The organism is Streptomyces sp. NPDC000880 (assembly GCF_053599675.1).
Window position 1 is genome coordinate 1 of record NZ_JBSFMS010000060.1, and the last position, 13,723, is coordinate 13,723.

17 protein-coding genes are annotated in these 13,723 nt (G+C 68.2%); 6 read left to right on the forward strand and 11 right to left on the reverse strand.

What is annotated here, in order from left to right; all coding sequences use genetic code 11:
* Window positions 1-516 precede the first annotated feature (516 nt).
* Complete coding sequence (locus tag ACWDO5_RS20230) at window positions 517-2,091, reverse strand: S8 family peptidase (RefSeq protein ID WP_450531706.1); 1,575 nt, start codon at window positions 2,089-2,091, stop codon at window positions 517-519.
* 192 nt (window positions 2,092-2,283) lie between these two features.
* Between ACWDO5_RS20230 and ACWDO5_RS20235 the strand changes: the two genes are divergently transcribed.
* Window positions 2,284-3,381, forward strand: coding sequence for a pyridoxal-phosphate dependent enzyme (locus tag ACWDO5_RS20235; RefSeq protein WP_450531707.1), 1,098 nt, complete (start codon window positions 2,284-2,286; stop codon window positions 3,379-3,381).
* Between the two features lie 2 nt (window positions 3,382-3,383).
* Here ACWDO5_RS20235 and ACWDO5_RS20240 read toward each other — a convergent pair whose 3' ends face one another.
* Complete coding sequence (locus ACWDO5_RS20240; protein ID WP_450531708.1) at window positions 3,384-3,869, reverse strand: cupin domain-containing protein; 486 nt, start codon at window positions 3,867-3,869, stop codon at window positions 3,384-3,386.
* Between the two features lie 335 nt (window positions 3,870-4,204).
* Here ACWDO5_RS20240 and ACWDO5_RS20245 point away from each other — a divergent pair, with 335 nt between their 5' ends.
* A complete protein-coding gene (locus ACWDO5_RS20245) occupies window positions 4,205-4,537 on the forward strand; it encodes a DUF4326 domain-containing protein (RefSeq protein ID WP_450531709.1) in 333 nt (110 codons plus the stop codon).
* 313 nt (window positions 4,538-4,850) lie between these two features.
* On the opposite strand, the gene ACWDO5_RS20250 is transcribed toward ACWDO5_RS20245, so the two are convergent.
* From ACWDO5_RS20250 to ACWDO5_RS20270, 5 genes are all read right to left on the reverse strand, one after another.
* Window positions 4,851-5,231, reverse strand: a complete 381-nt coding sequence (locus ACWDO5_RS20250) for a hypothetical protein (protein ID WP_450531710.1) — start codon at window positions 5,229-5,231, stop codon at window positions 4,851-4,853.
* A complete protein-coding gene (locus tag ACWDO5_RS20255; protein WP_450531711.1) occupies window positions 5,231-5,659 on the reverse strand; it encodes an ArsR family transcriptional regulator in 429 nt (142 codons plus the stop codon). Before ACWDO5_RS20255 ends, ACWDO5_RS20250 begins: the two co-directional genes overlap by 1 nt.
* A 123-nt stretch (window positions 5,660-5,782) precedes the next feature.
* A complete protein-coding gene (locus ACWDO5_RS20260; protein WP_450531744.1) occupies window positions 5,783-6,202 on the reverse strand; it encodes an MOSC domain-containing protein in 420 nt (139 codons plus the stop codon).
* 350 nt (window positions 6,203-6,552) lie between these two features.
* Window positions 6,553-7,026, reverse strand: coding sequence for an ester cyclase (locus ACWDO5_RS20265; RefSeq protein WP_450531712.1), 474 nt, complete (start codon window positions 7,024-7,026; stop codon window positions 6,553-6,555).
* A gap of 76 nt (window positions 7,027-7,102) precedes the next feature.
* Complete coding sequence (locus ACWDO5_RS20270; protein WP_450531713.1) at window positions 7,103-7,999, reverse strand: alpha/beta hydrolase; 897 nt, start codon at window positions 7,997-7,999, stop codon at window positions 7,103-7,105.
* A 159-nt stretch (window positions 8,000-8,158) separates the two neighbouring features.
* On the opposite strand from ACWDO5_RS20270, the gene ACWDO5_RS20275 reads away from it, so the two are divergent.
* Window positions 8,159-8,995, forward strand: coding sequence for an MmyB family transcriptional regulator (locus ACWDO5_RS20275; RefSeq protein ID WP_450531714.1), 837 nt, complete (start codon window positions 8,159-8,161; stop codon window positions 8,993-8,995).
* On the opposite strand, the gene ACWDO5_RS20280 is transcribed toward ACWDO5_RS20275, so the two are convergent.
* Complete coding sequence (locus ACWDO5_RS20280; protein WP_450531715.1) at window positions 8,982-9,107, reverse strand: hypothetical protein; 126 nt, start codon at window positions 9,105-9,107, stop codon at window positions 8,982-8,984. The two genes, ACWDO5_RS20275 and ACWDO5_RS20280, sit on opposite strands and share 14 nt — an antisense overlap.
* Window positions 9,108-9,215: 108 nt before the next feature.
* On the opposite strand from ACWDO5_RS20280, the gene ACWDO5_RS20285 reads away from it, so the two are divergent.
* Together ACWDO5_RS20285 and ACWDO5_RS20290 are read left to right on the forward strand one after the other, a co-directional pair.
* A complete protein-coding gene (locus ACWDO5_RS20285; RefSeq protein WP_450531716.1) occupies window positions 9,216-9,482 on the forward strand; it encodes a type II toxin-antitoxin system Phd/YefM family antitoxin in 267 nt (88 codons plus the stop codon).
* Complete coding sequence (locus tag ACWDO5_RS20290) at window positions 9,475-9,738, forward strand: type II toxin-antitoxin system RelE family toxin (protein ID WP_450531717.1); 264 nt, start codon at window positions 9,475-9,477, stop codon at window positions 9,736-9,738. The genes ACWDO5_RS20285 and ACWDO5_RS20290 overlap by 8 nt, the downstream gene beginning before the upstream one ends.
* A 144-nt stretch (window positions 9,739-9,882) precedes the next feature.
* Here ACWDO5_RS20290 and ychF read toward each other — a convergent pair whose 3' ends face one another.
* Window positions 9,883-10,971 carry a redox-regulated ATPase YchF gene (gene ychF / locus ACWDO5_RS20295; RefSeq protein WP_450531719.1) on the reverse strand — a complete coding sequence of 363 codons (1,089 nt, stop codon included), beginning with the start codon at window positions 10,969-10,971 and terminating at the stop codon, window positions 9,883-9,885.
* A 309-nt stretch (window positions 10,972-11,280) separates the two neighbouring features.
* Here ychF and ACWDO5_RS20300 point away from each other — a divergent pair, with 309 nt between their 5' ends.
* Window positions 11,281-11,751, forward strand: a complete 471-nt coding sequence (locus tag ACWDO5_RS20300; RefSeq protein ID WP_450531720.1) for a DUF6542 domain-containing protein — start codon at window positions 11,281-11,283, stop codon at window positions 11,749-11,751.
* A gap of 203 nt (window positions 11,752-11,954) precedes the next feature.
* Here the strand turns inward: ACWDO5_RS20300 and ppgK are convergent, their stop codons facing one another.
* Window positions 11,955-12,695, reverse strand: coding sequence for a polyphosphate--glucose phosphotransferase (ppgK, locus tag ACWDO5_RS20305; RefSeq protein WP_450531721.1), 741 nt, complete (start codon window positions 12,693-12,695; stop codon window positions 11,955-11,957).
* 30 nt (window positions 12,696-12,725) lie between these two features.
* On the reverse strand, window positions 12,726-13,718 hold the full coding sequence (locus tag ACWDO5_RS20310) for a 4-hydroxy-3-methylbut-2-enyl diphosphate reductase (RefSeq protein ID WP_450531722.1): 993 nt from the start codon (window positions 13,716-13,718) through the stop codon (window positions 12,726-12,728).
* Window positions 13,719-13,723 lie beyond the last annotated feature (5 nt).

Here is a 13,723-nt window from a genome sequence, read left to right on the forward strand (position 1 = left end):
CTGGGGGAGATCGCCCTCGTACTGGACGTACTTGGGCGACTTTCGACAACACAGCGAGGTGCCGTAGCTGTCGTCGCGGGCCCGACAAGATCGCCCGGACAGGGCCTAACGGGCGGAGCGCAGTCGGACGAGTCCGGTGCCTGGGCGGTGCGGCTCAGGCTCCGGACTCTGTCGTGGACTCGCCCCCGGGCCCCTCGGTGGACGCTTGCGCGGGCACTTCGGCCGGCGGGGCGGTTTCCAGGCCGAGCGTGCGGCGGACCGATCTCGGTGCTACGAGGGAGGCGATGGAGATGCCGTTCACGGACGGCCTGGGAGCGTACTGCGGATATGGCTGCCAGCCCTGGGTGGATGGGTCCACAGTTTCGGTGCTCCTCATCGAGATCGTACGAACGGGCGCGCGGATCTTACGCCCACCCAGAACCGGAAGGAGGCGGTCGCCGTGGCGACCGCCTCCTCCGTCTCACTCAGAGTTCAGTACTCCACAGCTCACGACTGCACAGCTCAGAACTGCACGGCTCAGAACTGAAGCGCCCAGGAGTCGATCTTGCCGACGTCCTGCGCCGCATTGTCGCTGACCCGCAGCTTCCACGTGCCGTTCGCGACCTCGGACGAGGCGTTGACCGTGTACGTGGTGTTGATGTTGTCCGTGCTGCCGCCGGCGCCGTACGCCTTCAGCGTGTACGCGGTGCCGTCCGGCGCGATCAGCTGGACCTGGAGGTCACCGATGTACGTGTGCTGGATGGCGACGGGCACCTGCAGAGCGGCCGGAGCGTTCCCGGTGACTCCGCTGACGGTGATCGGAGACTCGGCGGTGGCGAAGTCGCTGATCGTGAAGTCCGCGGTGTTCTCGAACCTCTTGCCGGGCGGCGGGGTGTCACCGCTGCCGACGAACAGCAGGCGGTTCGGCGAGCCGGTGCCCGGGTTGCTCACCGCGCCGCTCGTCGCGGCGGTGGTCAGGGCCGTGGAGACCTGGGCCGGGGTCGCGGTCTTGTTGGCCGCGAGGTAGAGCGCCGCCGCGCCCGCGACGTGCGGGGTCGCCATCGACGTGCCGGAGATCGTGTTCGTCGCCGAGTCGCTGGTGTTCCAGGACGAGGTGATCGACGAACCCGGGGCGAAGACGTCCAGCACGGTGCCGAAGTTGGAGAAGCTGGAGCGGGCGTCGGTGCTGGTCGTCGAGCCGACGGTGATGGCCTCCGCGACGCGCGCGGGCGAGTAGTTGGCGGCGTTGGAGCTGTCATTGCCCGCCGCGACCGCGTAAGTGACGCCGGAGGCGATGGAGTTGCGCACCGCCGTGTCGAGGGCGGTGTCGATGCCGCCGCCCAGGCTCATGTTGGCGACCGCCGGTTTGACGGCGTTCTGCGTCACCCAGTCGATACCGGCGACGACCTGCGCGGTCGTACCCGAGCCCTGGTTGTTGAGCACGCGGACGCCGACAATCTTCGCCTTCTTGGCCACGCCGTAGGACGAACCGGCGACGGTGCCGGCCACATGCGTGCCGTGGCCGTTGCCGTCCTGCGCGGTGTTGTCGTTGTCGATGGCGTCATAGCCGTACGACGCCCGGCCGCCGAAGTCGCTGTGGGTGATCCGTACACCGGTGTCGATGATGTACGCGGTCACACCCTCGCCCGCGGTGTCCGGGTAGGTGTAACTCTGGTTAAGCGGGAGGGCCCTCTGGTCAATCCGGTCCAGGCCCCAGGACGGCGGGTTCGGCTGGGTTCCGGTCGCCTTGAAGACACGGTTCTGCACGACGGACGCGACGTCCGGGTCCGCGGCGAACTTCTTCGCCTGCGCCTCGGAGAGTTCAACGGCGTAGCCGTTCAGCGCGGCTTCGTACGTCTTCTTGATCTTCGCACCGTACTCGGCCGCGAGCGCCTTGCCTGCGTTGGAATCCGCTTCGGGCGCCGACTCGTCGAGGGTGACGATGTAGCTGCCCTTGATGACTCCGGGTGCGCCTGCGTTCTGAATAACGCCTACGGGGGCCGTCTCGGCCGCGGTGGCCGTGAGGGCGGAAGCCGCGCCGAGCGAGAGCGCGGTGGCGGCTATCGCGCCGGCCGCGGCAAGTCTTCGACGCGAGTTACGCATCACTGACATGTGAGGGGTCCTCCTCATTGGTGGTGCGCTGCTGTGGGGGATACCGGCAGGCCCATGACAATGCCTGACAGTTGCAGCTGTCGTGTCCTTGTCTTACCTGCCGAGCGAAAGATTGGCGGATCCATAAGAATCGCACAAGGGTCCGGAGGGTGGCGTAACACATGCGCCACACAACTGCCATGCTGGCGAACCATGAGCTCGTACATCTGCCCGGACTGCGCCACCTGCGCCCCCGTCGAGTCGGCACCCTGGTGCTGCCCAAACTGCCGCGGCCCGTGGGATCTGGACTTCACCGCCGCTCCAGTTGGCTTCAAGTCCCTGTCCGCCAGGGTCAATTCACTGTGGCGATACGAGGAGGCGCTGCCGATCTCCGCACCCGCCGTCTCCCTCGGCGAGGGCCGCACCCCGCTGGTACCGCTCACCGAAACCGTCTCCGCCAAGCTCGACTTCCTGATGCCGACGCTCTCCTTCAAGGACCGCGGCGCGGTACTGCTTGCGGAGCTGGCTCGCCGGCTCGGGCCGCGGCGGGTGATCGCCGACAGCAGCGGCAACGCCGGCACGGCGATCGCCGCGTACTGCGCACGCGCCGGTCTCAACTGCACGGTGTACGTCCCCGAGGCCACCTCCGCCAAGAAGGTGGAGCAGATCCGGGCGCACGGCGCGCACCTCGAACTCGTCCCCGGCGACCGCGAGGCCACCGCTGAGGCCGCCCGCGCTGCCGCCGACACTCCCGGCACGTTCTACGCGAGCCACGTCTACAACCCGTACTTCCTGCACGGCACGAAGACGTACGTCTACGAACTGTGGGAGGACCTGGGCGGCACGCTCCCCGAGGCGATCGTCGTCCCCGTCGGCAACGGCACCCTGCTCCTCGGCGCGGCCCTCGGCATCGGCGAGCTCCACGCCCACGGTCTGATCGCCGAGCGTCCCGCGCTGATCGCGGTCCAGGCCGAGACGGTCTCCCCGCTCGCGGCCGCTTTCCGCGCCGGCGCCGGGGAGCTGCTCGACGACGGCGCGCCACCACGGCCGACGCTCGCCGAGGGCATCGCGATCCCCCGTCCTGCGCGCGCCCGGCAGATCCTGCGGGCCGTACGCGAGTCCGGCGGCACCTTTCTCACGGTGACGGAGGATCAGATCCGGGCCGCACAGCTGGATCTGGCCGCCCGTGGACTGTTCGTCGAGTCCACGGGCGTCGCGTGCTGGGCGGCAGCGGGCGGGTGGACCGACCGCGCGGCCGTGGTCCCGCTGTGCGGGGCGGGCCTGAAGACCGGCCTGGCTCCTGGGCCGTAGCCTCACTCGGTCCAGTAGGTGTCGTGCTTGATGAAGAACTCCGCCTGTTCCTGAGGCGACCACTCGGTGGCGACCTCCGCGACCTTCTCGAAATACTCCTCGCGCGGTGCTCCCGGCGTGAAGAGCAGCAGCATCGACGCCAGGGCGTCCGAGTCATTGCGGAAGGCGTGCAGACCGCCCTGCGGCACATACAGGAAGTCGCCCGCCGTCCCGTCGATCCAGCTTTCGCCGTTGTAGAGCCGCACCGTCCCCTCGATGATGAAGAAGGACTCCGAGATCGACTTGTGGAAGTGCGTCTTGGGGCCGCCCGCCCTCGGGGCCATGTCCATCCGGTAGAGCCCGAACTCCCCGCCGGTGGAAGCGGTGGTGGCCAGATAGTGCGTACGGCTCCCGGTCTGCGACCGCAGATTCGCGGCTGTGTCCGCCGGCCGGAATTCCGCGATGATTTCGCCCTTGCCCTCGACGTATTTCGGGTCGGGGTACGACATGTCCCACTCCTCTTTCTCGCCGTCAGCCGTTCACCACGCGCGTCCTGCACCGCCCGGCCGGGCGCGACCAATGCGGCGCCCTGTGATGAGCCTCTCGCACAGGCCTCCCCCTACACCACTCGTCGCGAGCGCCCTGATCGCGGCAGAGTCCCTCCCTCCGTGCCCGCGGCCCTACGGGTCGCGCGAGCCGCGAGCGGCGGACCGCGGGACCCAAGGAGCGAGACCGCTCCCTCGCACCTCAGAGCAGCAGGAACTACCCGAGGCCCGCGCACGCCACGACGACCTGCGCGGTCTTCACGTTGCCGGGCGCGGCCCGAGGCCGGAGGATCCAGCACATGGACAGGACGACAGTCGTCAACCTCAAGGGCCATCGCGACGACCCCGAGTACGCGGACGTCGTCTACGTGGGCCGCGCCATGCACCGCGGCGGCTGGCACCTCGACGGCTCCCCCCTGGCCAGCCCATTCCGCCCGGGCCCCGACGGCACCCGCGAAGAGGTCGTCGAAAAGTACCGCGCATATCTACTGGCCCGCCCTGACCTCCTCGCCCACCTCCCGACCCTGCGCGGCCGCCGACTCGGCTGCTGGTGCGTCCCGGAACGCTGCCACGCGGAGGTGCTCGCGGAATTGGCGGACGCGGGCGAGCGTCGCACAGCAAAGGCCCGCTGACCTCTCCAGCACAGGTCGGCGGGCCTTCCATTGAACGGATCAGACGTTGAAGCGGAACGTATCCGGGCCGATCCTGACCTGCGGCAGAGGCCGCAGGTACAGCGCTGACCTGGCTTTTCTGCGCCTACTTGCGTTGGTCGGCAATAGTCGCTTACGGCTGTGCTGCGGACTGTTTGCGGACTGCTCGTAACGTCGTCGTCCGGCTGGCGAACCCTGGCAGGCCTTCAATAGCGAGGCATGTTCGGGACGGCCTTCTCCGCAAGCTCGATGAGCGCCTCCACCTTCGACACGTCGGCGGCGACCTCCTCCGGAGTCACCGAAGGAGCCTCCGACGACCGGTACTCGACCTCGTTTCGCCGGGCGCGCATGCGGTTGAACGGGGACGCAGGATGGACCCCAGCGGCGGATCGAGTTGGGCCCGCACGGCCTCGTAAACAGCCGTGCGCCCGCCACGACTCGTCACGCGCAGGCCCTGGTTCTGCAATACGGCGGCCAATGCTCTGCGCGCGGCATCGTACGCCAGCGTGTACGCGCCCTCCGGATCCTTCGCCAACAGTTGACGCGCGGAGTCGACATGCGTGCGCGCCCGGGCAAGCTCCGCCTCGGCTGCGTGACGCGAAGCGGGAACCCGCTCGATCTCACCGCTGCCGATGAGAGCATCGATCGTCGCCCGCCCCTTGTCCCAACCCGCCATCACGCCTCCTGATCAAGGTTCAACTGGACCAGCGGACGCTCTCGGACGCTGGTGAGAAACGGGTCATCAGTGTCCGTGGTCCATGCCTCGGTCGTGACCCGGTGGACGTTGACCTCGCGGTGCAGCCGACGGGAGACGTCCTCAGCGAGGTCGAAGAGGGAGTCGGGGTCCGGATCACCCACCACGAGGACATCGACATCGGCCGGCGGCGGACCCGGCTCGCCGTTGTAGCGCGCGGCCCATGAGCCGTAGATGTATGCCTCGACGACACCGGCGAACCCGGCCAGTGCCTCGGACAACAGGGGAAGCGGTCCGTACGTCGCCGCAATCAGATCGGCCAGCGGCCCTGCCAGCGGAGTGTCAGTGCGGCTGGATACCAGCCGACTCCGCCCGACCCGGCGATCGCGAAGGATGCCCCCGCTGGCCATGGCAGCACCGTAGCTGCCGGGTATGACATCGCGGCCACACCTTTTCCTCCCCCACGGTTCGCCGCTCTGCCAGCGCAGAGTCTTGGCAGCCCCATCGGCGCGAACTGCCGAGGTCAGAATGGGTCAGGCCCAACAGACAGCGTCGCCGAGCTTGATCCTGCCGGGGGTGGTGACCTGTGCGTAGTCTCCGGCGCAGGGTTGGGGAGCCATCGAGTCCAGGGGCGTGATCCGGTTGTGGTCGGCCAGCACCCGTAGGGCGGCCGTGTCCCGGGGCACGGGTCCGTGCGCGAGGGTGGGGATGGCGCACCGCGGTGTGCGGGCGATGACGTGGAGGGTGAGGTCGTCGCCTATGCGCAGGGTGCGGCCGGGCCAGTCGTTCTCGGGGAAACCGCAGCCTGGTGTGTCGATGACGATGTTGGGGCGGTAGCGCACGACATCGGCGGCGCCCGGGGCAAGGGTGTTGATCCGGGCCAGGGCCGCCGTGGTGAACAGATGCATCGGCGCGAAGTCGACGAACGTGCCGGCAGGTGCCGCGCCGCCGATGTGGCCGACGTCGAGTCCGACAAGGGATACACGTGCTGCTCAACGCGGGAGCACACAGACAGGCGGGGGCGCACTGCTCAGCGAGGACAGCGGAGGATGGCCGACGAAGCCCTGAACGAGTTCGGCTCGAGCCTCGTCGGCCACTTGTATTTTGGGCATTAACTCCCCCACATCAGCGACGTGGTGGAATTCATGAACTGAAGCGGAACTCCACAACATCTCACTCACCAGCCGACACGGCGCCGAAGTAGCCGACACCCTCAAGTACTTCTCCGGGCGCCTGGCCGCCGCCTTCGTCTACGCCGGCATCGACATCCCCGGATCCGGCCTGCTGTCCGGCGGGCCGGAGTTCAGCCCTTGCCGAACGGGGCGGAGAGGATGTCCTCACGCACCGCACCGAGCTGCATCAGGAAGTTCAGGAGATCGTCGACGAACCAGTCCTCTACGATTCCTTCGTCGCTGCACCGGTAGAAAGCCATACCGGTGAACACGACCTCCGTTCCGCCGCTTCCCGGCCCCTCCGCGAAAGCACCGGTGTTGGTTCCCGCCATCCGCAGCCGGGCTGCTACGAGATCACCCTCGCAGATGAGGTGCAGAACCTCGACCCGAAGATCCGGTACGGCCTTCCAGAAACCCCCGATGAATGCCTGGAGCGTCGCAATATCGGTGAAATCACCCACCCCGGCACCCGCATGGATGACAACGCTTTCCGCCCACGGCTTGGTCAGCTGCGACGGGTCGTGCGAGTTGATGCCCTTGATGAAATCCCGCACGAACTGCTTGTATTTCTCCGACATATCCGCCATTTCAGGCTCCTCTTTCATGCGCGACCACACTGCCATGGGTCACTGAGCTTGTACTTTGCCGGGTCTTCCGGGGACCGGGAACCGGAAGCCGCCGTCACCGCGGCAGGCCGGCAGTCAGGTGCTGCTTGAAGAACGTGTCGATCTTCGCTACGGCCGGGGTGACGTACTCGGGCCGGTCGTAGAGGTCGAAGTGGCGGCCGCCCTGGATCAGGTGCAGTTCCTTGGGTTCGTTGGCCCTGGCGTACACGGCCTCGCTCTGTCCCAGGGTCTCGGCCTTGTCGCCGGCAATCACCAGCAGCGGTGTGGGGGCGAGCAGCTCCACGGTGTCCAGTGCGGAGAAGTGGATCATTTTGTCGTAGGACCACAGCAGTGTCCGGTTGGCCCAGTTCGGGTCCTCGTTGCGCTCGGTGAGGTAGAACTTCTTGCCGTTCTCCCGCCACTCGTCCAACTGGCCTTCGGCCAGGAAGGGGACGTAGACGGGGCGGCCGGTGCGGGAGTACGTCTCCCGCGCGCCCTGTGCGGCGGCCATGATGCCCTGCCAGTCACCCGCGGCCAGGACCGTGGCCCGCAGGTCGGGCAACCCGCTCGCGGTGGCCACGGCCTTGATGCGTCGATCCGTCACGGCCGCCGCGGGCGCGTAGCCGCCGCCCGCGCACACCCCGATCGCGGCGATGCGGTCTCCGTCGACCTCGGGCCGGCCGGTCAGGAAGGTGACCGCGCCCTTGATGTCCTCGATCTTGGCGAACGGGTCCTCGTCGGTGCGCGGGAACCCGGGGCTCTCGCCGTAGCTGGTGTGATCGAAGGCGAGGGCGGCATACCCGAGCGCGGCGAGGCGCGTGGCGTATACGGCCGGGGCCTGCCCCTTGGTTCCGGAGGCGGGACCCACGACCACGACGGCCGGAACCCGTTCCCCGGCGTGCAACTCGTCCGGCAGATACAGGTGCCCCACCAACTGGTTTCCGTGGCTCGCGAAGGTGACATCCTGACGCATGACTCTGGCCTTTCATCCTGGGAAAAGGTGCCGTCTGACACAGCACAGCGTCCCGCGTGCAGCCGGATACAGCCAGGCCAGGCTCTTTCCTGGGAAGGATTGTTCCTGGGAAAGAACCTGGAACAGTACGGTTGGGGTTCCCAGGTGGATACTGACGACATGAGTACGCGCAGCCTCCGCCCCGAAGAGCTCGGCGCCTTCCTCAAGGCACGCCGGAGCGACCTCACCCCCGCTGCCGTCGGCCTCGCGGACGGCAGTGGCGTCCGCCGTGTCCGGGGACTGCGGCGCGAGGAAGTGGCTCAGCTCGCGATGATCAGCACCGACTACTACACACGCCTGGAGCAGGGACGCCTCGCCGGCGCCTCCTCCACCGTTCTCGACGGCATCGCCGCTGCCCTGCGGCTCACGGCGGACGAGCGCACGTACCTCTTCCAACTCGCCGACAAGACCGACCGGCAGGCACCCCACAGGCCCGCCGGCCCCGAGCGCGTCCATCCCCAGCTCCGGCTCCTCATCGACAACCTGCGCGACAGCCCCGCCATGGTGCTGGGCAGATGGCTCGACGTACTGGCGTGGAACCCGCTCGCCACCGCGGTCTTCCGCGACTTCGCCGAGGTCCCCGCGGGCCGGCGCAACTTCCTGCGCATGCTCTTCCTGGACTCCCAGGTCCGCGACCGCTACGCCGAATGGCACCCCGTCGCGCGCAACTGCGTCGGCTTCGTCCGCGCCGCCGCGGAGGGGATCGTGGAACCGCGCCTTGCCTCACTCGTCGGCGAACTCTCCCTGCGGGACACCGACTTCCGCACCTGGTGGGCCGAGCGCCACGCCAGCTACCAGACCCGCGGCACCAAGAACCTCACCCATCCCGAGGCCGGCGACTACGCCCTCGACTGGCAGGTGCTGCGCAGCCCTGACGAAGGCCAGACCGTGATGGTGATGACGGCCGAGCCCGGCAGCCACGGCCTGGAGGTCCTGCGGCGCCTCATCGCGAGCTGAGCTCCGCCCGCCCGACCTGGCCGGTCGCTGACTCGGCGAACTGGTTGGTGTCGAGCACCGCCTCGTACAGCTGCCCGCCCCGGACGACCGTCTCCCGATTGCTCCGCCCCATTTCGCCCCACGCCCCTCTCATCGAGTCCCCGCAACCTGTCACCTCCCCGCCCGCGCGAGGGAAGGACGCACATTGTGTACACATGCAACACTCGGTACTCTTGAGCTCATGAGCCAGATGCCCATAGAGTCCATCCGCGATGTGCGTGCCCACCTGGCCGAGGTCGTCGAGCGGGCCGACCGGGACGACGTACCCACCGTCATCACACGGCGAGGTAAAGAGGTCGCCGCCGTGGTGTCGATCGAGGTCCTGCGCAAGTACCAGGAATGGGAAGAGCGCGAGATCAACCGGATCATCGACGAGCGCATGGCGAATCCGGCAATCGGCGCCCCGATCGAGGACGTCATGAGGGAGACGCTGGCGCGCGGTGAGTGAGTACCGCACCGTCTTCCGGCCCGAGGCTCAGACGGAGCTACGCAAGATCCCCCGCGCCATAGCGCTCCGCATCCTGGCCAAGCTGACGGAGCTGGAGAGCGATCCGTTCGGCTTCAACACCACAGCCCTCGCGTCCCAGCCCGACCGCCGTCGCCTCCGGGTGGGTGATTACCGCGTCATTTACACGATCGACAATGGGGAACTGGTGGTATGGGTCGTCCACGTCGGACACCGATCCACCGTCTACGAAATGTGATCCCTTGGCGCGCCGGGGCCAGAAACCGCGGCACCGATCCAGCACGGGTACCAACAGTAGGACGTCGGAGTCCTGCGGACTGTTGCGGACAGCAAAGCAGCCTGACCTGTTTCCTCGCAGGTCAGGCCGCCTCTGCATGGTCTCTCAGACGTTGAAGCGGAACTCCACCACGTCGCCGTCCTGCATCACGTAGTCCTTGCCCTCCATGCGCGCCCTGCCCTTCGCGCGGGCCTCCGGGACCGAGCCCGCCTCCACCAGGTCGGCGAAGGAGATGACCTCGGCCTTGATGAAGCCCTTCTGGAAGTCGGTGTGGATCACACCGGCCGCCTCGGGGGCCGTCGCGCCCTTCTTGATGGTCCAGGCGCGGGTTTCCTTCGGGCCCGCCGTCAGGTACGTCTGCAGGCCAAGCGTGTCGAAGCCGACGCGGCCCAGCGTCGCCAGGCCCGGCTCTTCCTGGCCCATCGACTGGAGGAGCTCCAGCGCCTCGTCGTCGTCGAGCTCAATCAGCTCGGACTCGATCTTCGCGTTCAGGAAGATCGCCTCGGCCGGGGCGACCAGGGCGCGCTGCTCGTTCTTGAAGTCCTCGTCGACCAGTTCGTCCTCGTCCACGTTGAAGACGTAGAGGAAGGGTTTGGTGGTGAGCAGGTGCAGCTCATGCAGCAGGCGGCCCTTCTCCGTGCCGGCCGTGATGCCCGCGGCGAAGAGCGTCGTGCCGGCCTCGAGGATCTTCTGCGCCTCCTCGACCGCCGCCAGGACCGCCACCTTGTCCTTCTGGAGGCGGGACTCCTTCGTCAGGCGCGGGACCGCCTTCTCGACCGACTGGAGGTCAGCGAGGATCAGCTCGGTGTTGATCGTCTCGATGTCGTCCTTCGGCGAGACCTTGCCGTCGACATGGACGACGTTCTCGTCCTTGAAGGCGCGGATGACCTGGCAGATCGCGTCGGACTCACGGATGTTCGCCAGGAACTTGTTGCCCAGGCCCTCGCCCTCGCTCGCGCCGCGCACAATGCCCGCGATGTCGACGAAGTCGACCGTCGCCGGGAGGATCCGCTGCGAGCCGAAGATCTCGGCGAGCTTGGCGAGGCGGGCGTCGGGGACGCCGACGACGCCGACGTTCGGCTCGATGGTGGCGAACGGGTAGTTGGCCGCCAGCACGTCGTTCTTGGTCAGGGCGTTGAACAGCGTCGACTTGCCGACATTCGGCAGGCCGACGATTCCGATCGTGAGCGACACGTTGGCGACTTCCTGGAGTGAGGACTGGCTGATGGCCGTACGGGCCCGGAGGTGGGCCGATTCCCCAGTTTACGGGCGAGTCAAGCCGGGCATCGACGGCAGCCGGGAGTCGAACTCAACGCCAAGGTCAGCCAAAGGGCGTGTCCCACGCCTGATTCCTCCCCAGTCGCGACCTACTTTGTTCGGGTGGAGCAGCCCAGGACAAGTCAATCTCAGCGCCGACAGCGGCCGCAGCCCCCTCTCTCCCCCCGAGTCCCCCTTTCCCCGCAGAGCGCGCTCGCCAAGGGCGCTCTGGCGGAAGGCACCCCCGTGTACCGGGTCACGGCCCGGCCCGCGCGCACCGTGCCGCCGGTGGTGCTCGCGCTGCGCAGACTCCCCAAGCCCCGGCTGACCGGGCTCGGCGGCGGACTGTTCGGAGCCTCGACGATGTTCGCGCTCGGCTGCCTGGACTGGCTCCTGTTCGGCGGCTCCGCGGTGGTGTACGGGCTGCTGTTCCTGCCCGTGAGCGCGCTGACAGCGCTGTGGGTTCGGCAGGCGGACCTGGTCACCGCGCCGATCAGCGTTCCGATCGCGTTCGCGGTCGGGATCGTGCCGATCTCCGGCGGCACGGGTGGCTTCGGCGGCCAGGTGATGGCGGTGATCACCGCACTCGCTGTGCACGCCGGCTGGCTGTACGGCGGCACGCTGATCGCGGGGCTCATCACGTGCGCCCGAAAGATCCGCATGATGACCCGCCGCCAGCGCCGCACCCGCCCGGCCCCCCCGCCGCGCCGCGGCTAGACCCCGGCCGGCGTCCGCGGCCAAGCCCAAGCAGACGCGCTCCATGGACGGTCCCACCCCGCGCCCGACCAAGGGCTGGGGCTCCGGCAATCCGGCCCCGCCGCCCGGGTCCGCGATGCGGAGCCCCTAGGGCTCAGCCCCGCGGACCGTCCCCGGGCCGCCCCAGGTCCGGTCTCCCGTACCCAGCGCCGCCCGCTCGCCCCCTACCTCCCCGTCGCCGCCATCGCCGCGCCTACGATTCCCGCGTCGTTCCGGAGCTCCGCCGGGACGATCTCCGCCCTGATTCCCTCGATCAGCGGCAGAAACCTGTCCGCCTTGCGGCTCACCCCGCCGCCAATGATGAAAAGCTCCGGCGAGAACAACATCTCCACGTGCGCCAGGTACTTCTGCACCCGGTGCGCCCACTGCTGCCAGCTCATTTCATGGTCCTCTTTGACCTTCGTCGACGCGCGCTTCTCCGCCTCGTGGCCGTTCAGCTCGAGGTGGCCGAGCTCGGTGTTCGGCACCAGGCGGCCGTCGACGAAGACCGCGCTGCCGATGCCCGTGCCGAACGTCAGCAGGATCACCGTGCCCTTACGGCCGCGGCCCGCGCCGAACGTCATCTCCGCGATGCCCGCCGCGTCCGCGTCGTTCAGGACCGTCACCGGCCGGCCCCCGAGACGGTCGCCCAGCAGTTTCGAGGCGTCCATGCCGACCCAGCGCTTGTCGACATTTGCCGCCGTACGCGTAACGCCGTCCACGACGACACCGGGAAACGTGATGCCGACCGGGCCCGACCAGCCGAAATTGCCGACCACCTCGGCCACGCCGTCCGCCACCGCGTCGGGCGTCGCCGGGTGCGGGGTCAGGACTTTGCAGCGCTCCTGCGTCAGTTGGCCACGCTCAAGGTCCACGGGTGCGCCCTTGATGCCGGATCCGCCGATGTCCACTCCGAACACGTTCATGGACACAACGTTACGGGCAGCCTCCGACAGTTACTTCCCGGACAGCCCCGCCGCCTCCGCGCGCAGATCGCGCCGGAGCTCCTTCGGCAGCGAGAAGGTGATCGACTCCTCCGCCGCCTTCACGATCTCGACGTCCTCGAATCCGTGCTGCGAAAGCCACTCCAGTACGCCCTCGACCAGCACCTCGGGCACGGACGCGCCCGACGTGACGCCGACCGTCGAGACGCCGTCCAGCCACGCCTCGTCGATCTCCTCCGCGAAGTCCACCAGATGTGCGTCGCCCGCCCCCGCGCCCAGCGCCACCTCGACCAGCCGCACCGAGTTCGAGGAGTTCTTGGAACCGACCACGATGACCAGGTCCGCCTCCGCGCCCATCTGCTTCACCGCGATCTGGCGGTTCTGCGTGGCGTAGCAGATGTCGTCGCTCGGCGGCGAGATCAGCTGCGGGAACTTCTCCTTCAGCTTGTCCACCGTCTCCATCGTCTCGTCGACCGACAGCGTGGTCTGCGAGAGCCAGACGACCTTCGACTCGTCCCGTACGGACACATTCGCGACGTCCTCGGGGCCGTCCACGAGCGTAATGTGGTCGGGGGCCTCGCCGGACGTGCCGATGACTTCCTCGTGGCCGTCGTGGCCGATCAGCAGGATGTCGTAGTCCTCGTCCGCGAAGCGCACGGCTTCCTTGTGGACCTTGGTGACCAGCGGGCACGTCGCGTCGATCGTCGCGAGCTTGCGCTGAGCCGCCTCCTCGTGGACGACCGGCGCCACGCCGTGCGCGGAGAACATGACGATCGACCCCTCGGGGACCTCCGCCGTCTCGTCGACGAAGATCGCGCCCTTCTTCTCCAGGGTCTGTACGACGTACTTGTTGTGGACGATCTCGTGGCGGACATAGATCGGCGACCCGTACTGCTCCAGGGCCTTCTCCACGGCGATCACGGCACGGTCCACGCCCGCGCAGTAGCCACGGGGAGCGGCGAGCAGGACGCGTCGGGCAGGAGTCGTAGCAGTCATGCCCCCCATCGTAA